Annotated in this window: 18 protein-coding genes; 6 read left to right on the plus strand and 12 right to left on the minus strand. The window is 45.2% G+C overall.

Annotated elements, in window-relative coordinates; genetic code table 11:
• The first annotated feature begins 15 nt into the window (after window positions 1–15).
• Together mnmA and BLS64_RS11900 are read left to right on the plus strand one after the other, a co-directional pair.
• Window positions 16–1206 (plus strand): tRNA 2-thiouridine(34) synthase MnmA, encoded by a 1191-nt coding sequence (mnmA, locus tag BLS64_RS11895; RefSeq protein ID WP_093113712.1) that lies wholly within the window; start codon window positions 16–18, stop codon window positions 1204–1206.
• A gap of 66 nt (window positions 1207–1272) precedes the next feature.
• Window positions 1273–2214 (plus strand): NAD(P)H-dependent flavin oxidoreductase, encoded by a 942-nt coding sequence (locus BLS64_RS11900; protein WP_093113711.1) that lies wholly within the window; start codon window positions 1273–1275, stop codon window positions 2212–2214.
• Here BLS64_RS11900 and BLS64_RS11905 read toward each other — a convergent pair.
• The 5 genes from BLS64_RS11905 to BLS64_RS15400 form a co-directional block, all read right to left on the minus strand.
• Window positions 2211–2762 carry a DUF922 domain-containing protein gene (locus BLS64_RS11905; RefSeq protein WP_093113710.1) on the minus strand — a complete coding sequence of 184 codons (552 nt, stop codon included), beginning with the start codon at window positions 2760–2762 and terminating at the stop codon, window positions 2211–2213. The two genes, BLS64_RS11900 and BLS64_RS11905, sit on opposite strands and share 4 nt — an antisense overlap.
• Before the next feature lie 30 nt (window positions 2763–2792).
• Window positions 2793–3197 (minus strand): OsmC family protein, encoded by a 405-nt coding sequence (locus tag BLS64_RS11910; RefSeq protein ID WP_093113709.1) that lies wholly within the window; start codon window positions 3195–3197, stop codon window positions 2793–2795.
• Between the two features lies 1 nt (window position 3198).
• Window positions 3199–5106, minus strand: a complete 1908-nt coding sequence (locus BLS64_RS11915; protein ID WP_093113708.1) for a LysM peptidoglycan-binding domain-containing protein — start codon at window positions 5104–5106, stop codon at window positions 3199–3201.
• 10 nt (window positions 5107–5116) lie between these two features.
• Entirely contained in the window at window positions 5117–6646 is a 1530-nt protein-coding gene (gene guaA / locus BLS64_RS11920) for a glutamine-hydrolyzing GMP synthase (RefSeq protein WP_093113707.1), read from the minus strand.
• A gap of 150 nt (window positions 6647–6796) precedes the next feature.
• Window positions 6797–6931, minus strand: coding sequence for a hypothetical protein (locus tag BLS64_RS15400; RefSeq protein ID WP_256325195.1), 135 nt, complete (start codon window positions 6929–6931; stop codon window positions 6797–6799).
• A 164-nt stretch (window positions 6932–7095) separates the two neighbouring features.
• Here BLS64_RS15400 and BLS64_RS11925 point away from each other — a divergent pair, with 164 nt between their 5' ends.
• A complete protein-coding gene (locus tag BLS64_RS11925; protein WP_093113706.1) occupies window positions 7096–7812 on the plus strand; it encodes a YqjF family protein in 717 nt (238 codons plus the stop codon).
• A gap of 1 nt (window position 7813) precedes the next feature.
• On the opposite strand, the gene BLS64_RS11930 is transcribed toward BLS64_RS11925, so the two are convergent.
• Together BLS64_RS11930 and bshC are read right to left on the minus strand one after the other, a co-directional pair.
• Complete coding sequence (locus BLS64_RS11930; RefSeq protein ID WP_176763476.1) at window positions 7814–9190, minus strand: pyridoxal phosphate-dependent decarboxylase family protein; 1377 nt, start codon at window positions 9188–9190, stop codon at window positions 7814–7816.
• Between the two features lie 5 nt (window positions 9191–9195).
• On the minus strand, window positions 9196–10806 hold the full coding sequence (bshC, locus tag BLS64_RS11935) for a bacillithiol biosynthesis cysteine-adding enzyme BshC (protein ID WP_093113704.1): 1611 nt from the start codon (window positions 10804–10806) through the stop codon (window positions 9196–9198).
• Between the two features lie 114 nt (window positions 10807–10920).
• Here bshC and BLS64_RS11940 point away from each other — a divergent pair, with 114 nt between their 5' ends.
• Together BLS64_RS11940 and BLS64_RS11945 are read left to right on the plus strand one after the other, a co-directional pair.
• Window positions 10921–13422, plus strand: coding sequence for a M14 family metallopeptidase (locus BLS64_RS11940; RefSeq protein ID WP_093113703.1), 2502 nt, complete (start codon window positions 10921–10923; stop codon window positions 13420–13422).
• 84 nt (window positions 13423–13506) lie between these two features.
• Entirely contained in the window at window positions 13507–14457 is a 951-nt protein-coding gene (locus BLS64_RS11945) for a calcium/sodium antiporter (RefSeq protein ID WP_093113702.1), read from the plus strand.
• 110 nt (window positions 14458–14567) lie between these two features.
• Here BLS64_RS11945 and BLS64_RS11950 read toward each other — a convergent pair whose 3' ends face one another.
• From BLS64_RS11950 to BLS64_RS11970, 5 genes are all read right to left on the minus strand, one after another.
• Window positions 14568–15971 carry a TolC family protein gene (locus BLS64_RS11950; RefSeq protein WP_093113701.1) on the minus strand — a complete coding sequence of 468 codons (1404 nt, stop codon included), beginning with the start codon at window positions 15969–15971 and terminating at the stop codon, window positions 14568–14570.
• On the minus strand, window positions 15968–17326 hold the full coding sequence (locus BLS64_RS11955) for an HlyD family secretion protein (protein WP_093113700.1): 1359 nt from the start codon (window positions 17324–17326) through the stop codon (window positions 15968–15970). Before BLS64_RS11955 ends, BLS64_RS11950 begins: the two co-directional genes overlap by 4 nt.
• A complete protein-coding gene (locus BLS64_RS11960) occupies window positions 17319–19001 on the minus strand; it encodes a peptidase domain-containing ABC transporter (protein ID WP_093113699.1) in 1683 nt (560 codons plus the stop codon). Before BLS64_RS11960 ends, BLS64_RS11955 begins: the two co-directional genes overlap by 8 nt.
• The gene (locus tag BLS64_RS11965) at window positions 18994–19680 is read right to left on the minus strand and encodes a TetR/AcrR family transcriptional regulator (protein WP_093113698.1); all 687 of its coding nucleotides are present in this window, start codon (window positions 19678–19680) and stop codon (window positions 18994–18996) included. The genes BLS64_RS11960 and BLS64_RS11965 overlap by 8 nt, the downstream gene beginning before the upstream one ends.
• Before the next feature lie 285 nt (window positions 19681–19965).
• Complete coding sequence (locus BLS64_RS11970) at window positions 19966–23190, minus strand: VPS10 domain-containing protein (protein WP_093113697.1); 3225 nt, start codon at window positions 23188–23190, stop codon at window positions 19966–19968.
• Window positions 23191–23431: 241 nt separating this feature from the next.
• On the opposite strand from BLS64_RS11970, the gene BLS64_RS11975 reads away from it, so the two are divergent.
• The gene (locus tag BLS64_RS11975; RefSeq protein WP_093113696.1) at window positions 23432–26224 is read left to right on the plus strand and encodes a TonB-dependent receptor; all 2793 of its coding nucleotides are present in this window, start codon (window positions 23432–23434) and stop codon (window positions 26222–26224) included.
• The last annotated feature ends 1 nt before the right edge of the window (window position 26225 follow it).

A 26225-nucleotide genomic window follows, 5' to 3' on the forward strand; every position in this document is an offset into this window, starting at 1 on the left:
GGATTTTAAAGTTTTATGAAAAGAGTAGTTGTAGGATTATCGGGAGGAGTAGATTCAAGTGTCGCGGCATATTTGCTGAAGGAACAGGGATATGAAGTAATAGGCCTTTTCATGAAGAACTGGCACGATGACTCTGTGACCATTTCCAAAGAATGTCCCTGGCTTGACGATTCTAATGACGCGATGCTGGTAGCCGAGAAACTGGGCATTCCTTTTCAAACAGTTGATCTAAGCGAGGAGTACAAAAAACGTATAGTGGACTATATGTTCAACGAATACGAAAGAGGCCGTACCCCAAATCCTGATGTACTTTGCAACCGCGAGATCAAGTTCGATGTCTTCATGAAGATAGCTCTTTCGCTGGGTGCCGACTTTGTGGCGACCGGCCATTACTGCCGAAAAGGCACCACCACTACAGAAAATGGCGAGATGGTTTATCAATTGCTCGCTGGAAAAGATAAGAATAAAGACCAGTCTTATTTCCTTTGTCAGTTATCACAGGAGCAGTTGTCTCAAACCCTGTTTCCTATTGGAGAATTGCAAAAGAGCGAGGTTAGAAAGATCGCTGCGGAACAGGACCTGATCACTGCTGAAAAAAAAGATTCCCAGGGACTTTGTTTCATTGGGAAAGTAAGGCTTCCGGAATTCCTTCAGCAAAAACTCCAGCCAAAAGAAGGAAACATTGTAGAAATAGATGCTTCCGAAGAAAAATACCAGGCTGAAACCCCGGAATTCAGTGACAAAAAAGAGGAACTGGAATTCCTTTCCAGAAAGTACAGTTATTCCCCGGCCGAAGGAAAAGTAGTAGGGAAACACCAGGGGGCTCATTATTTCACCAAAGGTCAGCGCAAAGGGCTGGCCGTGGGCGGCACACCAGAACCTTTGTTCGTAATAGAGACCAGTGTGGAAGACAATGTGATCTACACCGGACAGGGAAAAGATCACCCGGGAATGTACCGCCGCGGACTTTTCGTGACTCCGGAAGAAACACACTGGGTAAGGGAAGACCTTAAACTTGAGCAGGGGGAAGAAATGAGGGTGAAGGCACGAATTCGCTACCGCCAACCTTTACAGGATGCTACTTTGCACCAAACTGCAGAAGGCTTGTACGTGGTCTTTGACGAGCCCCAGGCTTCGATCACCGAAGGACAGTTTGTTGCCTGGCACCTGGAAGAGGAATTGATAGGCTCGGGAGTAATTTCTTAAAATAAAAGAAACCCTTTCAGGGTTTGAAACCTTGAAAGGGTTAATTAGCATATACCTAACAAAGTTATGACCAACCCAATTACCGAACTCTTCAACATAAAATACCCCGTGATACAGGCGGGCATGATCTGGGCCAGTGGCTGGAAACTGGCAAGTGCCGTGAGCAACGAAGGCGGACTGGGAATTATTGGCGCCGGATCTATGTATCCTGAAGTTTTACGCGAACATATTCAAAAATGTAAAAAAGCTACTACCAAACCCTTCGCAGTGAATGTACCCATGCTCTACCCTAACCTGGAGGAGATCATGCAGATCATCATAGAAGAAGGGGTGGAGATCGTTTTTACTTCTGCCGGAAACCCAAAGACCTGGACAGGCTACTTACAGGAAAAAGGCATCAAAGTGGTTCACGTGGTAAGCAGTGTAAAGTTCGCCTTAAAAGCTGAACAAGCGGGAGTAGATGCCATCGTGGCTGAAGGCTTTGAGGCAGGAGGCCATAATGGGCGGGATGAAACCACCACTTTCACCCTTATTCCTATGGTAAAAGAGCAGATAAAGATCCCGCTTATCGCCGCCGGAGGTATTGCCACGGGACGTGGAATGCTGGCCGCCATGGTTTTGGGTGCCGATGCCGTGCAGGTGGGAAGCCGTTTTGTAGCCAGTCATGAAGCTTCCTCTCATCAGGCTTTTAAAGAAATGGTAGTAAAAGCTCAGGAAGGCGATACCATGCTCACCTTAAAAGAACTGGCCCCGGTAAGGCTGCTCAAAAATCACTTTTTTGAGGAGATACAGGAACTATACTCTAAAAACCCTTCAAAAGAAGACCTCATTACCTTGCTTGGAAGAGCCCGAGCTAAAAAAGGCATGTTTGAAGGAGATCTTGACGAAGGTGAACTTGAAATAGGACAGATAGCCGGGCTTATCCACGACATCAAACCTGCGGCAGAGATCCTGCACGATATGATCAGGGAATTTGAAGAGGCAAAAGCTGAAGTGGCTGCTCTTTAAGAAGAGTATTCCTCGTGTTCGGCCAATTTTGACCTTATAAAGATCTCCCACTTTTCCTGGGCTGCTTCATCCTGGCCGTGACGGGTTTCCCTATCGTACTTTTCCTGCATTTGGCGGCGGGCATTTTCGTTCTTCTCATAGATCCTTTCCAGCACTTCCTTAACATCGCTCTTTAGATCGGGTACATATCCGTCCATGATCTTTCTTAGTTTGCGGGCGTGGAGTTCAGAAATGTCAAAATGAAGTTGTTCATGCGCCAGCAATAGGGCGGAATCTTTTCCGGGTTTCACCCAGGAGAGATCGGGGTAAAAGTAAGATCGCACCTTGTAGAAAAGCTCTGCTTTTGTTTCAGAAGAACGCAGCGACCACGAATACGAAATTCCCGAATTAGTGCTGGCATCAAAATCGTTATGAAGATCGGGCACTCCCGAAAAATCATTCCAGGTCAAAGGAGTTTCCTGCCACTTCATTCTGTTTTCGGGTAGCTGCGCGAAAATTCCGGAAACCGAAAACAACAGGAAAAGCAGACTAAAAAAGGTCTTTTTCATAACCTTGAAAAACAAGAAGCAAGCCAGGTTTTATTCCGAATAGGAGAAATCGATATCAAGCTCAATATCCGGGTGAAGGCTGTACAATACCGGGCAGGTCTTTGCGGCACGCTCCAGGATCTTCCGCTCTTTATCGGCATAATTCGACGGAAAACTAAATGCTACCTTGATGCCGGTAATGCGTCGCGGATTAGAGCCCATTGTTTTTAGAACTTCCGCAGAAGCCCCTTCTATGCTAAACTCATGGTCTCTCGCCTTTATACCCATAATAGTGAACATGCAGCTGGCAAGCGCGGTTGCAACAGTATCTGTGGGCGAAAAAGCCTCGCCTTTCCCTTCATTATCAACGGGCGCATCTGTAATGAACTCATTGCTGCTGGCCAGATGTTCACATTCGGTTCGCAGATCGCCCAGGTAAATCACTCTTGAAGTCATGCTACTGTACTACTTTTAGATTAAGGTCTTTGTCATAGGCCATGATGTAAATGGCTTTATTGGCAAAACCACCTGTTGAACCGGCGTCATAATCAAACTTGTTCTCTACATATTGCGTAGTACCCTCCTCCTTTAATGAGCTGTAAAGATCTCCGCTGGAAGCCAGCCTCAACAGCACATCATAGGTAATATCGAACCCGCGCACCGCATAACGGTTTGGCACCACCCCGTATTTTTGAGAATACTTCTTGATGAATGCCCGGTTTGCTTCGGGAGAATAAACTTTGTCTACAGAAGGATAATGAAAATTAAGTTTGCTCAAATGCCTGTTGGAGATATTGTCGCTTTCAAAAGAATTGTTCCTGTCTGTTGTGAACAGGGTGATCTTGTACTTGTCGGCCAATGAATTCAGATAAGAAGTGGCATTGCTTATCACGCCAATTTTGTTTGCCTCCAGTATCACCCAGTTTGGCCGGCCTTCCACCAGTGCAGCTGTAAGTTCTTCCTGATCAATATAGCTGCCTTCCTTTGGGTTCACTATTCGGGCTGAAGGAAAAGCGCCCATAAGTTGTTGTTTTTTAGCTGAAGAAGAAGCATCGGCAATGATCACCAGGTTTTTCCCGTCAGCATTTTCAGAAATGTACGAGATCATAGTTTGAGACAGTATTTCGTCTGAAGGTCTTGCCTGCAGGAAATTGTCCAAAGAACCTCCCCCGTTCTTACTGAACGGAGAAACCACAGGAATACCCTGCCGCTCCAGTCCGGAGGCTGCCGCCTGGGCTGTAGATTCCACCAGGGGACCTATCACCGCATCAACATTGCTAAAATCATTGGTGTTGAGGATAGTGTGTACTTTCCCGGCATTTTGTTGGGTGTCATATACTTTAAGTCTTGTGGAAATACCCTTTGCTTTGGCAGAGTCTATCGCCATGAGCACCCCACTGTAAAAATCAAGAGAGATCTGCAGCACCCGGTCTTTTCGTATCCTTTCTGAAGTATTATCTGAAGTATCAGTTTTTACGATTTTATTCAAGTGAAAAGGCAGCATCACCACCAGGTTCTTTGTATCATAATTCATGATCCTGTTTTCCAGGTTCACGATGCTCTCTTCGGAATAAGAATCGTATTCCAAATCTTCTTTATTCGGGATCTTCAACACCATTCCAGATTTCAACCCATCAGCTAAAGCCGGATTCAGGGTAAGCAAGGAATCCCTGCTTATCCCAAAACGCCGGGTAAGACTAAAAAGAGTTTCCTGTGGCTGCACCTGGTAATATTTGAAAAGATCTCCTTCAACTTTGATCACTTTTTCAACATTCCCGTTCCTTACTTTCAGTACCATCCCCGGCTGCAGGGTATCCATGTTCGGATTAAGCCGCTGAAGATCGGCAATGGTAATATTGTATTTTCGGGAAATTCCGTAGAGGGTTTCCTGCGGAAGTACCACGTGTTCCTTAACGGTAAGGTCCAACGGGTTAACTCCGGAAGTTTCCCTCCTTGGCTCCTGTTCTTCCTTCGGCAGGTTTAACGGGATCCTGATCCTTTCTCCCCTGCGCAATTCTTCAGAATACAAATGCTTGTTGAAGCGCTTGATATCGTCAATGCTCACATTGTACTGCTGAGAAAGGCTGAAAAGGGTTTCCTTTCGCTGCACGCGATGTTCCCTGAACCTGATCTCACGATCTGTAAGTCTTTCTCCAGATAACGGCACTACTAGCTTGGTGTTGGGGCTAATGCCTTTGCGGGCATCGGGATTATATCTAAAAATTGTCTCTTCGGTCACATTATACATCCTGGCAATTTCTGCAGTAGTTTCCCCACGTTTAACAATGTGGTATTTGTACTGCTGCCCAAAGGCAGAAACTGCAAACAGTTGAAAAAACAGAAAAAGAACAATTATATGCTTCATAGATTTGGTTTTATTCCCACTCAATAGTGGCCGGTGGTTTGGAGCTTATATCATATACTACCCTGTTAACGCCTTTCACACGGTTAATTATTGTGTTTGACGTTTTTTGTAAGAAATCATACGGCAAATTCACCCAGTCGGCTGTCATTCCATCGGTAGATTCAACCGCTCGCAAGGCCACTACTTTTTCGTAGGTCCTTTCATCTCCCATCACTCCTACCGAGCTTACCGGTAACAGGATCGCGCCTGCCTGCCATACCTTGTCATACAGCATCCATTCCTTCAGTCCGTTGATAAAGATGGCGTCAACTTCCTGCAGCACTCTTACCTTTTCTGCAGTGATATCGCCCAGAATCCTTATGGCCAGACCAGGTCCCGGAAACGGGTGTCTTCCCAATAGTTCCTTGTCGATGCCCATTTCGGCACCTACTCTTCGCACCTCATCCTTGAACAGCATTCTTAAAGGCTCCACCACTTTCAGCTTCATGAAATCTGGCAGACCTCCCACGTTGTGGTGTGATTTTATGGTTGCTGAAGGCCCGTTCACAGAAATAGATTCGATCACATCTGGATAAATGGTTCCCTGCGCGAGGAATTTCACATCCTGGATCAAATGGGCTTCATCATCAAAAACTTCAATAAAGGTCTTCCCTATGGCTTTTCTTTTGCCTTCAGGATCTGAGATACCCGCCAGGGCATCCAAAAAACGTGCCGAAGCATCTACCCCTTTTACGTTCAACCCCATGTGTTTGTACTGGTCCAGCACACTTTCGAATTCGCCTTTTCTAAGCAAACCGTTATTGACGAAGATACAGTAAAGATTCTTTCCAATGGCTTTATGTAAAAGTACGGCGGCAACGGTAGAATCCACTCCCCCGCTTAGGCCAAGGACCACTTTGTCATCTCCCACCTTTTCTTTAAGCTCTGCGACCGTCATATCCACAAAGGCTTCGGGCGTCCACTCCTGCTCCACTCCGGCAATGTTGACCAGAAAGTTCTCAAGTAGTTGTTTCCCGTCTGTTGAGTGATATACTTCGGGATGAAACTGTATCGCGTAGGTCTCTTCCCCATCAATTCTGTAAGCTGCATTGAGTACATCAGGAGTACTGGCAAGTCTCACTCCGTTTTCAGGTAATTCCTTAATGGTATCACTGTGGCTCATCCACACCTGGGAATTCTCCCTGATGTTTTCAAAAAGAGCTTCTTCATCTTTGATCACTGAAAGATTCGCGCGGCCGTATTCCCTGATCTCTGAAGCCTCCACTTTTCCGCCGTTGAAATGCGCCAGGTACTGCGCCCCGTAACATACGGCCAGTAGAGGAACTCTTTTTCTTATCTGGGAAAGATCGGGGTGCGGGGCGTTTTCTCCCCTTACCGAGAACGGACTTCCCGAAAGGATCACCGCCTTGAATCCGCTAATGTCTTCTGGTGGGTTGTTGTAAGGATGAATTTCACAGTAAATATTGAGCTCTCTAACTCTTCTCGCAATTAATTGCGTGTACTGCGAACCGAAATCTAGAATGAGTACGTTATTTTGCATGTGCAAAAGTAAGAATTTGAGGCAAAAATCAATCCCCCGGCCATTTATTTTATGACTTTTAATAAATCTGGATAACGATAGCCGGACTTTCCACAAAAAAGACTTCAGGAAAGTTCTTCAGGAGAAAATGGCAATTTCTTTAGAATTTACCTAGCAGTTCTTATTATCCTTCATTTCCTGCGCGATCCAGGCTTCGTTCTCGCGATTGCTTTGCCTGGTCTTCACCAGAAGATAAACCGCTATGACACAGAGTATAAAAGAGATAATAAACAGTAGTAATTCCAAAAATTTTGCACGAATTGTTTCCTTACAAATATCGGTGATATCAGATTAAAAGCGAAATTTAATCGACGAAATACACAGTTAAATTCAGGTTAAAGAGCAATTTTATCTACATCCATCAAAGTATCAGGAATTTAGTAACTTAATTAGCCAAGAAATTTAATCCCATGAAGAACCTGTTGACCTGTGAGTGGAGGAAACTGGCTTTTGCCAATTACATTGTTCCTCCAGAGATCTTAGAGAAATATTTACCAGCACACACCCAACTTGATTATTTTAACGGAAACTGTATCGTGAGCCTGGTAGGCTTTCAGTTCAAAAATATTTCCGTAGCCGGAATAAAAGTTCCTTTTTATTCAGACTTTGAAGAGATCAACCTGCGGTTCTATGTCAAAAGATTTGACGGAGCAAAGTGGAGAAAAGGAATAGTCTTCATCTCAGAAATAGCGAATAAGAAAGCTCTGGGCCTGCTGGCGAACACTTTGGCCCGAGAGCATTACCAGATACTTCCCACCACCCAGGAAATCAGGGAAACCGAAGACCGGCTGGACGTAAACTATTCCTGGAAGTTTCGGAAAAAGGAACAGTTCTTAAGGGTGATAAGCAGCAAGCTGATCACCCCCTACGAACAACATTCTGAATCTGATTTTATCCTGGACCGCCTCTACGGCTATGGCCAAATTGACGAGGAAGTGTCAAATGAATACAGCATTTCGCATAATCGATGGCAAACCTATGAAGTAAGAGAGTACTCCATAGATGTTGATTTTATGAGGCAGTTCGGACCTGAATTTTCCATTCTCACCTCCATGACCCCACATTCTGTTATGCTGGCAGAAGGCTCAAAAGTGCAGGTTAACGGCATTCAGAAAATACATTCTTAAACTACTTCATCGTCTCCAGGATCACATCTATGTCCTCTTCGGTAGTTTCGGGATTGATAAAACAGAATCGCGAAATGGTTTCGTAACCCTGTTTGCCTTTCCATTTTGTAGGCGTGACAAGGGCAAGACCGCTTTTATGATTGCGGTAGGTCCAGTCGCGGTAATCTTCAGCGCTCCAGCCTTTTCTTCTAAAGAGCACCACAGAAAGACTGGCGGGACGTACCAATTCAAGTTCTTCGGCGACATCGATCTTTTTGGCCGCGATCTGGGCCAGCTCAATGCCCCTCTCAATAGAGGTGGTGTATTTTTCAGTTCCGTGCATGGCCAGGGAGAACCAAAGCGGCATACCTCTCAATCTTCGGGTTAACTGTATCTGGTAGTCAGCAGGATTAAAGCCCTGTGCGCCTTCGTCCTTAAAGATCTCCAGGTAAGAACCCTTTTGAGAATGTGCTTCCGCAGCAAGCTCCATGTTCTTATAGATCACTGCCCCGCAATCGTATGGTGAAAAAAGCCATTTATGAGGGTCAATGGTGATACTGTCTGCTCTCTCAATTCCGTTGAACAAATGGCGAACCGACGGCGCGGCCAACGCTCCCCCGCCATAAGCCGCATCTACATGAAACCACAGCTCTTCCTCTTCGCACACCTCAGCAATGGAGTCAAGTTCATCAATGATCCCGGCGTTGGTGGTACCCCCTGTAGCCACTACCGCAAAAAGCCTTTTCCGGTCCTTCTCACTTAGTTCATCTATAGCTGTACGCAGCGCATGGCCGCGCAGGTTTTCGTCAGGGCAATCTATCATCACCACATCGGCATCCATCACTTTTGCCATGGCCTGTATGGAAGAATGGGCGCCGTTAGAAGTGAGCAACAAGGCTCTGACCCCAATATTTCCGGAATCTTTCTTTCTCCACGCCTCCCGGGCCGCTACCATAGCCGAAAGGTTTGCCGCTGTACCCCCGCTGGTGAACACTCCAAAAGATTCCTTCGGAAGCCCGGTAAGGGAGACCAGCCATTTCATCGCCTGGTTTTCACAGAAGATACCGCCGGCCCCTTCCATCCAGTAAGCCCCGTGAATACTGGAAGCCGAAGTTACCAGGTCGAACAGGATAGCTGCGCGGGAAGGCGCTGCCGGCACGAACGCCAGGTGCCTGGGGTGGTCAATGGGCACGGTAGCCTTGACCAGCACATCCCTGAACATCTTAAAAGCGACTTCCCCGCCAATTCCTTCGGGGGTAATTGTTTCACCAATAAGTTCAAAAAGCTCTTCTTCTTTCTTAGGTGCGCCAAGCTCCGGAGTCACGTTAGAGATACGATCTATGGTATATTTCATCACATCCAGGGTCATCTCCACTAGATCGATGTCTATTTTATGCATTTTATTCATAGAGAGAGAATGTCAAATTTTAATTCAAGCGGTTTTAGATTTTTAAGGAGTAGTGGGATCAGGTTTTCCCCGTACTCCAGGTAGAATTCAGAAAAATTCTGATGCCGCTCCTGCAGGCCTTTATTCGGAAAAAGCTCATTTTGCAAGGCCGCGATACGGCTTACCTCATCTTCAAGTTTCTTTTTCTGTGCCTTGAGCAGTCTTTTTTCAAGATTTTCCAGCCCCTTCAGCTGTTTTACCTCCTGGGCTTTTACCGCCCCAAGAAAGGACTTATCGGTTTTTTCAGCAACTTCATAGAGTCCCTGAAATTGATTTACCAGATGCTCTTTTTGAGGGGAAAGGTCAATGTCTATATTCGATATCTGTCGTACCTTTCTGTTGATGAGTTCGTGGTTCTTCAGGAAAAGTTCGGGAATGGAAATATTGAGCTTTCGTCTTTTTTGGTCCTGCTTTTCGGTTTGAATTAAAACTGAATTCCGCAGCAATAGAATGGGAAAAGGCACTTTTTGCTGTTCAAAATATTCCTTCAGCTCGAACCAGTATGCCAGCTCGCCGCCACCGCCAATATAACAGAGGTTAGGCAGTACCACCTCCTGGTACAGAGGCCGCATCAATACATTGGGACTAAATTTTTTGGGCTCCCGCTCCAATAGTTCGAGAATTTCCTGCCTGCTCCAGGTGATATCCTGGTCATGCACGAAATAATTTCCATCCTTTTCAATAATACGTTCCCGAAGCCCTTTTTCAAGGTAGAACAGGTTGATCTCCCGCGGATTCACCTGTACCGAATAACCTTTTTTTTCCAAAGCTTCAGCACTGGAAACACTTGCTTTGCAGGAGGATTTCTCAAGCAGCTCCTGCTGCATGTGCGGTACGAACTGCTTTTTCAGCTTCCTGTTGTGCCCATCGAGGATCACCAGGCCGTATTTTCCGAAGAGTTCATTGGCCAAATACCGGGTAGCTGCCGCGAGATCATCATGCTCCAGGTAAGCTTTTTTAAACCACTCCTTCAGCTGCCTCGCATTTGCCGTATCGCCTATTTCGGCGCTGAAAAGTTTAAAAACATCCTCCAGCCCGGCGGTAGGCAGTTCTCCCACAGCCCCTCCTCGCTCTTCAACGGCAGGAAGATTCCACTGGAATTTCTTTCCGTGAACGTTGAAGAAATTGATCTCTTCAAAATCATGATCTTCCGTGGCCATCCAGTAAACAGGCACGAAATCATGATCTGGATATTTTTCCTTTAGTTCCTGAGCAAGATTTATGGTGGTGACGATCTTGTACAGAAAATAAAGCGGGCCGGTAAATAAGTTCAGCTGATGACCGGTAGTAACCGTAAAGGTGTTGTCTTTGCCCAGTAATTCTATATTCTTTAAGGTAGCTTCGGAAGCTGGGACCTTTTCATACTGCTCCTTTAAAACAGCAACCAGCGTTTCCCTTTTGCCGTTTTTATTGAAAAACTCCTTTTTTTCCTCCAGTTGCTGCCCGAAATTTCCGATCTCGGGAAAGCGGCTGTAAAAAGGCTTCAAAGTGCTTTTTTGGGCCAGGTAATCTGTTATGAGAGAGGAAAAATAATTAGTGTCGGAATAGGAAATGGTGTCAGTTGACATAGAATTATTTTGAGAAGGTAAAGATACCGATTATTATATTTTTTGAAGAGAATTTCAATTAATTCCCGCCCGTATGCTACCTTTACCTGCTTAATTCTGAATTTCGATTAGTTTATGAAAAGAACGGTCGGCTTTTTAGCAGGTATTCTGGCTTGTGCCAGTAGCATTTTTGCACAGCAATCTCCACAGGAGTTTTTAGGGTATGAAATAGGCACCCATTTTACCCGGCATCACAAAATAGTGGATTACTTTGAACATGTCGCTGAAGCCTCACCGCTTGTGGAATACCACACCTACGGGGAGACCTATGAAGGCAGGCCACTCACTTACGCGGTGATCTCTTCGGAAGAGAACCTGAACAACCTGGAAGCCATCAGGGCAAACCATCTTCAAAATGCCGGAGTAATTTCGGGAGCTTCGGGAAATTCAGATAAAAAAGCCATTGTCTGGCTGAGTTACAACGTTCACGGCAATGAAGCTTCGAGTTCAGAAGCCGCCATGCTTACCCTTTATGAATTGATAACTTCGAAAAAGGACTGGCTTGAAAATACGGTGATCATCATGGATCCAGTGGTGAATCCTGACGGAAGGGACCGGTATGTGAACTGGTACAAGCAGGTGAAAGCCACCCCTTACAACACCGCCCCCATGGCAAAAGAACATATGGAACCCTGGCCGGGAGGGCGTCCAAATCATTATCTTTTTGACCTTAACCGTGACTGGGCATGGGCCACACAGGTAGAGACCCGGGAAAGACTTGAGGTGTACAATCAATGGCTGCCGCATGTGCACGTAGATTTTCACGAACAGGGTATTGACGACCCTTACTATTTCGCCCCGGCCGCAGAACCTTTTCACGAGGTCATCACTCCTTTCCAGAGGGAGTTCCAGACAGAGATCGGGAAAAATCACGCCCGTTACTTTGATGAACAGGGCTGGTTATATTTTACAAAAGAAAGATTTGACCTGCTTTACCCCAGCTACGGGGACACCTATCCCACCTATATGGGCGCCATAGGAATGACCTACGAGCAGGCAGGTCATGGCCGTGCCGGGCTGGGGATAGAAACTTCTGAAGGTTATGTGCTTACCCTGGTAAATCGTGTAGCCCATCACCATACCGCAGGAATGTCTACTATTGAGATCGCTTCAGGAAATGTGGACAGGCTCAATACTGAATTCAAGAAATTCTATACGAACTCAAAATCCAGCCACAAGAATTACGCTTTGAAAGGAGAGCCATCAAAAATAAAGGCCGTAAAAGACCTTCTTGACAGGCATGAGATCTCCTACGGAATGGCTAAAAAAGGAAAAGTAAGAGGTTTTGACTACACCAAAGGCAAGAACGCCGAGTTCTCTGTAGATGAAAAGACGCTTATCGTGCCCACAGATCAGCCGAAAGGGAAGATGGTGAAAGTGCTTTTTGAGCCATCAACAAAGCTGGTGGATTCTCTTACATATGATATAACCGCCTGGAGCCTGCCTTATGCCTATGGTCTGGAGGCTGTGGCAACCAATCAAGAGATCGCTGGAAGCAACAGTATTTCCGAAGATAAGATCACGAATACTGCAACCCCTACTGGTGCGGGATATATTACTGTCTGGAACGGTATGAAAGATGCCCGGTTCCTTTCGGCCCTTTTACAGAACGGCTTCAAGGTAAGGTTCACCGAAAATGCCATCCGTACTGCAGAAAAGGAATTCAGCGCGGGCAGTTTGGTGATCACTAAGAGTGACAACCGCAGGAAAGAGGGATTTGACCAGCAACTTGTTGCACTTGCCGATCAATACGGGCAGCAACTCACTTCAGCAGCTACAGGATTTTCTATGGAAGGTCCCGATTTTGGTTCCTCTCAGGTAAGGATCATCAACAAACCAAGAATCGGTGTGGTGCGTGGAGAAGAGACTTCTTCTCTGAACTACGGGGAGATATGGTACTTTTTTGAACAGGAGTTGAATTATCCGATCACTTCAATTGGAAGCAGCTATTTTTCAGATATTGATCTGTCCAAACTCGATATTCTTATACTTCCCTCAGGAAACTACTCAGAAATCCTGAAAGAAGACAAGCTGGAAAGACTTTCCGGCTGGATCAAAAACGGCGGAAAGATCATCGCCCTTGGAAGTGCTTTGGACCTGTTTGCCGGCAAAGAAGGTTTTGACCTCAAGAAGAACGAGCAAGCTAAAAAAGACAGCCTGCAGCAGGGGAACCTTATACCTTACGCTCAAAGGGAACGGGAAAGTATAAAGGAATTGATCACCGGAAGTATTGTAAAGACAAAAGTTGACAATACTCACCCACTGGCCTTCGGCTATGATGACACCTACCTTAGCCTGAAATTGAGCAGTGACAGCTACGCTTACTTAAATGAAGGTTACAATGTGGCCTATTTGGGCGAAAAGCCAGAGATCGTTGCCGGTTTTGCGGGAAGCGATGCAAAATCAGGAATAGGATCATCTCTTGTTTTTGGAGAACATCCCATGGGCCAGGGCAGCATCATTTACATGGTAGACAATCCGCTGTTCCGCGGGTTCTGGGAAAATGGAAAGCTTTTCTTTGTCAATGCGATCTTCTTTGTTAATAACGACGACTACCGCCTGGAGTTGACGCATTAGGATCTCAAAAATCCAATTTTGGAAGTAATTACTAAATTGTAAATTAGGGAGTATTAAAATGCGCCCTAATTTTATATCCAACCTATGATACTAGACATACTACTTATACTTGCTGGTTTTGCCGCCCTTATCTACGGCGCGACAAAACTGGTGGACGCTGCGTCCAGCCTGGCGGCAAAAATGGGAGTTCCCAGCATCGTCATTGGATTGACCATAGTGGCTTTCGGAACCTCGGCGCCGGAGCTGGTGGTGAACGTCTTTGCCGCCGTTTCAGGAAGCACCCAAATGGTATTGGGAAATGTGCTGGGAAGTAATATTTTTAACGTTCTCGCTATTCTGGGAATTTCCTCTATAATCTATCCCCTCACCGTAAAGACCAACACCACCTGGATCGAGATCCCGCTCAGCCTTTTGGCTGCCATTTGTGTTTTTGTGATAGGAGCCGATTACTTGCTTGATGGGCAGGAAAATCTCATCTCCCGGTCTGATGCCATTACTTTACTATTGTTCTTCCTCATTTTCCTCGTGTATAACCTGTTCACTGCCAAAAGCGGTGCCGGCGAGGAGGAGATAGTGACTGAAGAATACAGTACAGGAAAAGCTGTTCTTTTTATCGTTTTTGGCCTGGCAGGATTGATCGTTGGAGGAAGGCTTATCGTAACCAGTGCGGTAAGCATTGCAGAAGTAATAGGGATCTCAGAACGAATTATAGGTCTTACCGTGGTTTCTATAGGAACTTCACTTCCCGAACTGGCCACCTCGATCATAGCAGTTAGAAAGAAGAACGTGGACATTGCCATAGGAAATGTGGTAGGTTCTAATATCTTCAACATCTTTTTCATCCTGGGAGTTTCCGGAACGGTGATGCCGCTGACCATAGACGAAAATGCCTTTTTTGACATTACTGTGAATATTGTTGCCGGACTCCTGTTGTTCCTTTTTGTCTTTACCGGCAAAGGAAGACAGCTGGAACGATGGGAGGGAATCGTTCTCCTGGGTTCATATATAGCTTATCTAATGTACCTGGTTATTTGATCGACCACATTTAAGGCAGGAATTTATATGAGCAGATGAATTATCCGCAGACAGTCCCCTGCGGATATATTTTTTGACCACAGGAAATCCTAACATTTTTTCCTTTTACCTTAGTCGATGATTGGCGGTGCAACACCCAGGCTCCTGAAAAGTTCTGCCCTGGCAACAAGGTATTTTGTTAGCAGCTCATTTTGTTTGAGCCTTGCCTCTATCAACTTGTTCTCCCTTGAATTTATCAGAAAAAGAGAGCTTTCACCAAAGCTGAATTTGCGTTCTTCAGCTCTAAGAAGTTCCCGGTAATTAGCGACCATCTGTTCACTAAGACTTATCTGTTCCATATAAGACTCCAACTCCTGCAGAAGACCATCTATCTTGTTTTCTATTTCCCTGCGACTCAGCTCCAGCTCAAGAGAAGCATCCTCCAGTTTAAATTTTGCCAGCTTTAACTCTCCGCGCTCCTTCCGCAGAAACAGCGGAAAACTGAACTTTAGACCAGCTTTATAATTTGAGGTGTCATAGTTATTAATAGATTCCGGCTCAGGAGTTATAAAATTGTATTCCAGATCAACCTTGGGAAGCAAATTGTTCATCTTGAGCCTTCTTTCTACTCTTAAAGCTTTTAACTTTGCTTCCATGGCCTGCATTTTAGGATGGTCTTCAAAGGAAAATTCCTGCATCCACTCCCCTGCTCCCATCTCATTTGGATATTCCTGTAAAAAATCCGCTTCAGGAACAGTGGTTGGCTGTAATTCGACAGGCACGTTGTTTTCCAGCCAAAGAAAATTTGAGACCTGCAGCTTCTGCTTTAGAAGCTTCACCCTTGTTTGTTCCAATTGTAGTAATCTGTCCTGCAAAGCTATTCCCGCTTCAACAGTATCTATCGCCGCGATCTCACCCGTAGCTGCACTGCGGCTAATTCCCTGAAAACGTTGCCTGGCGTTAGCCACAAAACCTTCATAGATCTCCAACTCCCTGTGCAGGCGAGCCCACTTCAGGTAAGCCTCTGAAGCTTCAAAAAGAACGTCGCTGACCATTAGATCCCTTTCCGCCTGAGTTTGCTCTCTCAAGGCTTTAGCTGATTTTAATACCGCCCTCCTCTTATCCATGATCAATCCTTGCGCTGCAGATAATGAAATTCCTGCACTAAAAAGTCCTTCTGGCGGAACTGTACGCTCCGGGTTTAAATATAGACCTTCGTTTTGCTCAAAACCTGCCTTAAGCTCCAGGCCGTACCAGGTGGGTATTTTAAAGGTGGAATTCAACAGATCATAATACTCTGTACCTTTAAATTCTTTACGGCTATAATCAACTTCCAGTTTAGGATCAAATGCGCCTCTTGCCCTTAGAAGTTCTGCCTCTCCCATTTCAAGCTGAAGATCGGCCTGACTCACCACAGGGTGGTATTTCTTAACATAGGCTAAGTACTCAGGATAGCTTAAAACCTGTTGGCCGGTTTCCTGCCCGGTAGTAATAAATGCCTGCAACAGTAAAATTAAAGATAGGTAAAACCTCATTTCTTCTGCTTTTCCTGGTTTTCAACAACGATCTCGGGCTGGTAAAAATCTGGTGGAAACCCGTTAAGATTTCTCCATATCTCATACCAAATAGGTACCTCGTCAAGCAATGCCAGAGTGGTTGCTCCAGAACCAATACGGACACCCTTTGGCCACGGTTCTTCCTCGGGATCGGGAGCCAGGAGCACCCGGTACTTCCCATTTTCACTAATGAAGTTGTCAACTGCTACGATTCTGGCTCCATAAGTCCCATAAGACAGATTTTCCCATCCGCTAAAGACAATAGAAGGCCAACCGTCAAATTGGACGCGAACCCTTTCGCCTTTATGCAAAAGGGGTACATCAATTGGCTTAACATATGTTTCTACAGCCAGTTCAAAATCTGCCGGCATGATCTCCACCAATTTTTCCCCTTCCTTAAAGGTCTCACCCAAACCGGCTTTTAAAGCCTTGTTTATATATCCTTTTTGTGGTGCCAGTATATAATACATCTGGTTGCGAATAGAGTAGTTGCTATAGTCATTCTGTAATTTGCTCACCTGGGCCGCAGCATCATATTGATTGGAGCGTGCTGTATGGAGGTCACTCTGTGCCTTTGAGACTTTGTCGCTGTATTCGGCTCCGATCCTATTGATCTCAAGTTCAGCATTAATAACCTCGTTTTTGCTGGCCAGCAACTTGTTTTCCTGGGAGATAAGTTTAGCACGGGCATCCTGGAGTTTTTGTCTTTTCTCTTCCACATCAGGTAAGGCTTTTAAACCTTCCTGCTGTAGTTGTTGAGTACGTTCAAACTGTGCCTGGGCAATATCAAGGTTTGACCTTGCAGCCTCCAGATCTATGCTATCACTCTCTACCTTGAGCTTTGCCTGCCTTAGTTTGTTCTGGGCCTGTTGAGCCTTTAAAGCTCTTTCTTCTCCCAAGGCCTGTATTTGAGCTGAAAGCGCCGTGATTTTTTCACTGTATGAATCAACTGAACCAGATTTAGCTTCCAGTTGCTCAGCAGTACGCTCCACCAACAAGGGATCAAAATACTCTCCTTTCACTTCAGAAATGTGTAGAATAGTATCCCCTTTCTGCACGTATTCCCCTTCCTGCACATACCACTTTTCAATCTTTCCTGGAATGGGAGATTGGATGGTTTGGGGCCTGTGTTCAGGCATTAATGTAGTGACGTACCCTTTTCCGCTAACGTTCTGGGTCCAGGGAAGGAAAAGGATGACCAACAGGAATAGGGATATTCCCAGTAAGAACCTGTTAAAATACTTATAGTGCCTTTTGTGGAGTGCCTTTTTACCAGCTTCAAAATTCTCAAGGTCTATCCTGTTCTCTAATGAATATTTTGAAATATTAAGCATGTTCTAATCCTATTGTTTCTTTTATCCTTCCGTTTTCAAGCACAATTCGTTTTGTGCACACCTTCTCCCAAATTTTATTTTGACTAGCCACCAAAATGGACCAGCTGTGCTTTTCTTCAGAAACGTAATCCACTATCCTCTCAGCTTCTTCTTTGTTGAATAGTTCAAGAGGTTCTTTTAACACTAATAGGTCAGGTTTCTTTAGTATCGCCCTTGCCAGGATAATTTTCTTCCTTTCCAGGTTTGAAATGAACTTTCCTTCAGGGTAGATCATGCTTTTGAGGCCATTGGACTGCTGCCTTAAGAACTGGGAAAGCCCCAGAACTTTTAAAACTTCGAGAACCTCTTTCTCAGTTATCCTCGCATCTCCAAAAGTCAAATTTTCCAGCAGGCTTCCTTCAAAGGGCACTTCTTCGGGAAAGAACACTCCTACACGACTTCGAAACTCGTTGATCTTGATATTTTTGATGGAGAGGTCATTGATGTAGATATTACCCGAAGAAGCTTCAGTTACACCGCTTATCAATTTTAAAAGACTGCTTCTTCCACTGCCATTACTGCCATCCAGAATGATCCTTTCTCCAGGCAAGATCTTGAGGTTGATATCCTTTAATACGGTTTTACCTGTATCTTCAGAGAGAAATCCGACATCAGACAATTCAATTTGAAGAGGTTCTCCTTCAGGAAGTTTGTTCTCTGACTCCTGTTTTTCTATTCTGAGGTCTAAAACCTGTCCCAGTTTTTCCAAAGAAGTGAGTGTATCATAGACAGAATTCAGACCTTTGGTCAATTTCTCTACAGAGCCCATGATCAAAAGGATAATGATCTCTGCAGCTACGAACTGTCCAATATTCATTTCCTGGTTAAGCACCAGCATTCCCCCCACAGCAAGAAGGCCACCGGTTACAAGGACCTTAAAGATTATCATTTTTATGTATTGGATCTTCAGGATGCCAAAATGCTCTTCACGTGCCGTCAAATATTTTGTGGTATACTTATCATTTTTATCCAAGGAGATGCTCGTATCTCCGGAAAGTTTAAAGCTTAGAAGTGACCTTGCTACCTCCTGCAGCCAATGTGCCACCTTATACTTACTTTTAGATTCATCAAGGCTGGTCTCCATACCCTTTTTGGCTGTAAACCTGAAGACCAGGTAGATCAAACCTACCAGGAGAAGGCCAAAAATGATAAAGACCGGATGGTACAGCGATAAAAGGATCAACCCGAATAAGATCTGAATCAAAGCAGCAGGGAAGTCCAGCAACAATTTAGCAACTCCCTTTTGAACCGAAAGAATGTCAAAAAATCGGTTAGCCTGCTCTGGCGGATAAGAATTTTTGAATTCATTCATTTTTATCTTCGGAAAACGAAAAGCAAAATCAAAGGAAGCCCGGGTAAAGATCTTTTGCTGAAGGTTCTCTACGATCCTTAGCTGCATCAGCTCCAGAATACCTACAAACCCCACTGCAATAGTCACCAGCACCACCAGGATGATCCAGGAGGTACTAACCCTTCCTCCCTGAATGAAGTTAATAATAGCTTGAATTCCCAGCGGAACAGACAGGTTAAGCAGTCCGGCAAATATTGCATAATAAAAGGTCTGTAGTATGTCTTTACGGTCAAGACTAAGAAGCCTGTATAAACGCTTTAAGGGTGAAATTGATTCTTTAGCCATTATTTTTCAGGTTTAGAACATTAAAGACCATATGAGTAAAGTATTCTGAGGGTAAAGTTTTTGTGCTGCATTCGGTTAGGGCCGGAAAATGCTCTTTCAGAAAATACTGGTGTAAAGAACCTTCCAGTATCGTACTGGCTAAAGAGGCAGGGTAAGGATATTCCTTATCAACTTCCTCGATCATTTCCTTTAGCCTAAAGACAAGACGGTTGTAAACCGCAAAAAAACCTTCCTTATTTTCCTTGTCCACCTCCTTTGTAAGATAAGATTTTGAAAATTCATTGACAACTACCCTGTTGAGGACCACCTCATCAATATGTGAAATAAAAGAATCTTTTTCTACTTGTCGCGTAAGCACCTGTACCGCCTTTTTCAGCTTTGCACTTTTATCATCCATGTTTGCTGTAGAAAAAACCAGTTGGTATTCCTTCCAGCCCCAATACCAGGAGGTAAGGTATAACAACAACTTATGCTTGTTTTCAAAATACCGGTAGACCGAACTCTCGTTAGACCCGATTTCTTTCCCCAGTTTCCTGAAAGTAAACTGCTCGAAACCGATTTTATCGATCAACAGAATACTGTGCTCCACGATCTTTTTCCCCAGATCTGATGATTCCGGATTTTTAATGTAGAGATTTTCATTCACCTCGATTTTGATCTGAGAAATTAAATGCTTCATTAGGTCGCTCTAATTATTTTGGACAAATTTAATAGTAATACTATTATAAATTAATAGTAAATATATTTAAATTTTGAGTAAGGCTTTCAATTACTTTGCCAAAGAAGCACGGAGAGAAAAAAGATTTCTACCTTTAAAGCAGCAATTTCCCCAGTCCTTATGAGGAAAGCGGAATAGAAAAGTAAAAAGGGATGATTAAGATCTTGTCTTAGAAAAGTCTTAGCCTCTTTAGTAGTAATTGGTTGAACAAAAAAAAAGCCCGGCACTGCCGGGCTTTTTCTATTCTTAAAGGCTGAAAACCTGTACCTCTTTAAAAGGGGATATTTCCACCTGTTCCATCTTTTGACGGTAAGGAGGCCATTCCTCCTTGTAGAAGGTATTCACCTTTTCAAGGGCTGACTTAAGTTCTTCTTCTGCCTGGGAGATTAATTGTTCCTCGGTCCCGGTAAGACCTGTAGGGCGACTGCCCACATATCCGCTGGCCAATCTCAACCTGTTCACCACATTCATTTCACGGCTGCGAACAATTCCCTGCCTGTCATCTTCCTCGCCAAGGAAAAGGGCGATCTTTTCATCTATCTTCTTGATGATCTCTTTAGAAGCTTTGATCTCCTCCTTGTATTTTTCCTTGTCTTCCTTCTTAAGTTTCGACTGGAATTCTTCAGCGGTGTTCTTGCTTTCTACAAGCTGCTTCACAGCATCGGCGGTTAGCTGCATCTTGTTCTCCAGTTCTTTCTCTGCCGCGTAGACCTCTTCAATATCTGCTGCGGAAAGATCCAGCCTCGGATCGCTTTTCACGGTGATATCGGCAGTAGATTCCATTCCGGCATATTCCATAACCAGTTTATAAGTTCCCGGCTTCACCGTAACTCCTCCCGGCTCATCTTTTCTTTCCCTGATCTTTCTCGAAGGCCTGTCTGCGCCTTTTTCGTTGAGGTACCAGCGAAGGGTATAGATCCCGGTAGAATCGGGTGCTTTTTCCTTAAGGGTCCTTATCAGTCTTTGCCCGTCATAGATCTTAAGGGTAACCGAATCTTTTTTGGCGCCATTTTCTTTCTTTTCAGAATTCTCTTCGGCTTCTTTCTTTTCTTCGGAAGCTTCTTTGCTTTCCTTTTTTACCGGCTTAAAGAAGTACCTGATCCCTGCACCCCTCCTGCGGTTTTCACCATTAAAGGTCGCATCGGCTCCAAACCTCGAACCCGTAGGCTGCTGAATGGCCGCAAGATATTCCGTAGAAGGCGACACCACGTGAAGTACAGCGCCATCTCCAATTTTTATCTTTTGCCCCACACCATTATTCCTTGCAAGTTCTCTTAACGGGCTAATATCATCAAGTATCCAGAACGAACGCCCGAAAGTACCTATCACCAGATCATCCTCTCTTGGATGGATCACCAGGTCTTTCACCGGCACCGTTGGAAAGCCATTGGTGTACTTCTCCCAGTTCTTCCCGGCATCAAGGGAAACATACAACCCGTCATCTGTTCCCATGAACATCAAGTTCGGCTCCTTTTTATCTTCTACTATAGCCAGAGAATAGCTTAAAGCGTCCTCTTCATCTGCTATTCTTTCCCAGCTCTTTCCGTAGTTCCTTGTTCTGTAAACGTAAGGCTTGTAATCAAATCTTCTGTAGTTGTTGGCCACGAGCAAAGCTTCTCCCTTGTTTTTAGCTGAAGCCTTGATCTGGGCGATCCAGCTTCCTTCGGGAAGACCTTTCAGGTTCTTTGAAACCTCGTTCCAGTTCTCTCCCCCGTCCCGAGTATAGAACACCTTTCCGTCATCAGACCCTGTCCACAGCATTCCTTTTTCCACCGGGCTAGGCTCGATCACCAGGATGGTGGTATGGTTCTCTGCCCCGGTGGCGTCTATGGTAAGTCCACCACTGTCCATCTGCTTCTGCTTTGAAGGATCATTGGTGGTAAGGTCCGGAGAAATTACTTCCCAGGTAAGCCCTTCATCGGTAGATTTATGAACGTACTGGCTTCCGAAGTAAATGGTGTTATTGTCAAAAGGATCGATGTTGATGGCAGAGTTCCAGTTGAACCTGAGCTCCACCTCTGGATCGGGATGAGTTGGACGTACCAGGTAATTGTTCCCGGTCTCCCAGTCATAACGGCTCACATAGCCTTGCTGGCTCATAGTCCATCCGTACTGGCTGTTCTCAGGATCGGGCACCACGTCGAAGCCGTCCCCAAAAGAGATCTCCTGCCAGTAAGCATTTCTTATTCCCTGGTCTTTTAAGACATAAGCGGGGCCTCTCCAGCTTCCGTTATCCTGCATTCCTCCATAAACGTTGTAAGGGAATTCATTGTCAACCGCCACGTGGTAGAATTGACCTACAGGAAGATTTTCCACGAACCGCCAGGTCTCTCCCCCGTCACGTGTAATATTGAGTCCGCCGTCATTCCCGTCCATCATGAAATCGGGATTGTCGGGATGAATGTACCAGGCGTGGTGATCTGGGTGCACCCCGTTGTCAACCCCGTAGGCCGGCATTAGCTCTTCGAAGCTCTTTCCGCCATCTTCAGAAACATTCACATAAGTGAAAATGCTGTAAAGCCTGTTCTCATTATCGGGTGCCACGTAGATCTCTGCATAATAGAAGGGACGGTTCCCGATCTCGTTCATGTCATCGTTCACCATTTTCCAGCTCTCGCCCCCATCTTCAGAGCGGTAAAGGGCATTCTTTTTCGCTTCCACATAGGCATAGACCCTGTTTGGATCACTTGGCGCGATAGCCAGTCCCATTCTTCCAAGATCACCTTCGGGAAGTCCGTTTTCAGAAGTGATCTCTTTCCAGTTATCTCCCCCGTCATAAGTTATATACATTCCAGAACCCGGACCTCCGGAATGGAAGAACCACGGATCTCTTTTGTGTTCCCACATGGCAGCGATGAGCTTGTTTGGATTGGTTGGGTCCATCACCAGCTCGGCTGCCCCGCTTCGGTTGTTCGTAAACAATATCTTTTCCCAGGATTTTCCCCCGTCCCTGGTTCTGTATACGCCTCTCTCAGGATGCTCTCCCCAGGGGGAACCAATGGCAGCTGCATAAACGGTGTTGGGATCTGTGGGGTCAATGATCACCCGGTGAATGTGACGGGTCTTTTCCAGCCCCATGTTCTTCCAGGTCTTTCCGCCGTCCAGTGATTTGTATATCCCAAAACCGCCATTAAGGCTGTTACGCGGATTTCCTTCACCGGTTCCCACCCATACTACGGAAGGGTTGGATTGCTGAATGGCCACCGCGCCTATAGAGGCAGTAGGCTGGTCATCAAAAACCGGTTTCCAGGTCACTCCTCCCGAGGTTGATTTCCAAAGCCCGCCTGAAGCCGAGCCCGCATAAATAATATCGGGATTGGAAGTGACCGCGTCAATGGCCGTGATCCTTCCGCTCATTCCTGCCGGACCGATGTTGCGAGGTTCCAGGTTTTCGACCAGGGAAAGATCCAGCTTTTGGCCGTTCACTAAAAAAGGTACTGCTAAAAACAGCATCAATAAAGTTCTTTTCATAATAAGAGATTAAGTTTAAGGTTGCCCAATTTAATAAATGCTCGGAACATTTCTGTTCCTTACCCACTTTCTGCTTCTGTTTTGCACGAAGCGAAATATGAAGCATTCAGGAGAAAATAATATCTCCCCGATCTATAGGACTCTTAACATTCCCATAAAGTTTAAATGATGATCAAATAATTATGAGGTAACCCTGAAGTTACATTGCGCGTCTTTCTTTGCGGCAAGAAACATGACAAAAATGACAAGAATTTTCACAACTGCCTTTCTGTTCTTAATGACACTCAGTTTACAGGCGCAAAATGGATCTACCGGAAGCATTGCCGGAAAGCTTACAGACAAAGAAATGAACGGGGAACCCCTGCCCTTTGCAAACGTACTTTTGAAAGGAACCACCAAAGGGGCCACTACAGACATGAACGGCTTATATGAATTCAAATCTCTGGAGCCGGGAAAATATACAATAGTCTTCAGTTTTGTGGGATATGAAACTATAGAAGTACCTAATGTAGATGTGGTAGCGGGAAAAGTTACCGAAGTAAATACTGAACTGGGTTCTAGCGCAGCTTCCCTGGACGAGGTGGTCATCACCACTGTTTCCAGAAGAGATTCTGAAGTAGCCCTGCTGCTTGACCAGAAAAAAGCCATAGAAATAAAAGAAAGCATAGGTGCCCGGGAATTAGCCAAATTGGGCGTTTCCGATGTTGCTACAGCCACTACCCGCATTTCGGGAGTAAGCAGTAGTGAAGCATCGGGTGACATTTTTGTACGCGGGTTGGGAGACCGTTACCTGTACACCACCTTGAACGGCCTCCCAATCCCATCTGATGATGTGGAGCGAAAGAACATTGACCTGGAACTCTTTCCTACCGGGGTGATCCGAAGTGTTGGGATCAGTAAAACCTATACCCCGTCCACTTCCGCAGACCAGGCTTCAGGAAACATTGACATTTCTACCCGCGAACTTGTAGGATCAGAGGAATTAAGTGCAGGCATAGGTGCGGGAGTCAATACCAATGTATTGAAAGATGGTGTTTTTAACAATTTTAAAGTTTCAGTAAACACAAAAAAGTCTGACTTCGGCTTCTATACCGGTGGAAAAGCTTCAGAATTCAAACTCATCTACCAGGACTGGACGCCGGGAACAGCAGATTTGCCCATGAACTATAAATATAGTCTTACTGCAGGAAAACGCTTCGGGGAAAAACTTGAAGTACTGGTCACCGGATCTCAGGATGTCTCATACGGATACACCAAGGGCGAGTTCAGGGAGTTCAGGGCAAACTTCATCAATGACTCCATCAGCGATGCCGAGATCTTCTCCAAGACTATCAACACCACTGGTCTTGCTACCGTAGCCTACGAATTCAGCAATGAGCACTATGTGAGGGGGAACAGCCTCTTCATCAACAAACTGGCAGATGAAGTTTACGAAGGCGGAAGGAATGGCGAAGGATACATTTATGAGGAAACGGATGAAAATGACAACTGGTCCCAATTCGTAAGAGACCAAAACACAAAACAGACACGGCTCTGGATCAACCAGCTGTTGGGAGAACATCAATTAGGAGAAAATAACAACCTTCACTGGGCTGCCGGGTTTAACCTGGTGAATGCAGATGAGCCGAACCGCATCAGGAACGAGGTCAATTTCAATGAAGATGAAGTGAACCTTGGAAATACCGGAGGATATCAACAACGTAAAAGTTACCAGGAGATCGATGACTATGAATTCAACGGGATGATCTCTGATAAACTTCAGATCACCAAAGGTGAAAACCGAAACCTTGATGTAAGCTTCGGCGGAAACTACAGGTTCAAGAAAAGAGATTTCATTTCAAGATTTCTGGGGCTGGAAGAATCTTCTACAGGAATCCTCACCCCCTCTTCCGTTGACAATATTTCCGAAGTATTTACAGAAGCAAACCTTGCCAACGGCACGCTGGACATCAACAACAGCCTGCAGGCAGACCGGTACCGGGCCAACCTGGAATCGGCTGCAGGGTTCACCATGTTCAATTTAGGATTAAATAAATGGAACCTCAATGCAGGGGCACGCTACCAGCAGGATGAACTGGATGTGGTATACAACGTGGGGAACATTCCCGGAAGAATTGGTTCTTCCAATATGAGCTACAACAATTTTTACCCCGCTCTTAATCTACGATATGCCCTAAATAAAAAGAACAACCTCAGGCTAGCCTCAAGTAAGACTCTCACGCTGCCGGAATTTAAAGAGGTGGCGCCCTTTGAATATGTTTCTCAAACCGGGCAGGTAACTCGTGGTAATCCGGATCTACAGGCATCCACTAACTACAATTTTGACCTGAAGTGGGAATATTTCCCTTCAACCGGAGAACTTATTTCCCTCACTGCCTTTTACAAGAAGATCGAAGATCCTATCAATAAAGTACAGGACAGAGGTTCCGCAGGGGTCTTTTCCTTTTTCAATGCAGGAAAGCAGGCCGAGATCTATGGACTTGAATTAGAATCGAAACTGGAACTCATCAGCATACAGAACGGGGCGGCATATGATCTCAATCTTGGGTTCAATGCTTCCAGGATGTGGCATTCGCAAGACCTGAAAGAGGTAAGGGACGCCGACGGAACATTTATAAGAACCTTCCAATATAAAGGACTTACCGAAACCGGCCTGCAGGGCGCATCTGACTGGATCTTTAATGGTTCACTCAACTTCCAGACAGGAAATGAAAATCCATTCATGGCCAGTTTGGTTGCCAATTATGCTTCAGATAAGATCTTTGCTTTAGGAGCGCCGGAAAGACAATCTGAAAGTGAAACTTTTTACAACGATGCCATTGTGGAAAAAGGTTTTGTGACATTAAATGCGGTACTAAGCCAGGATCTGGGAGAGCACTGGAGCCTGAAATTCACAGGAAAGAACCTTTTAAACCCTAAAATAGAAAGAATTCAGAAGATCAAACCTTCCACCACCGGTATAGAAACCACAGAAACCGTGCGCTCATATACCAGGGGAGCCGTTCTGAGCCTGGGAATCAACTATAGCTTTTAAT

The organism is Salinimicrobium catena (assembly GCF_900102915.1).
GTDB lineage: Bacteria > Bacteroidota > Bacteroidia > Flavobacteriales > Flavobacteriaceae > Salinimicrobium > Salinimicrobium catena.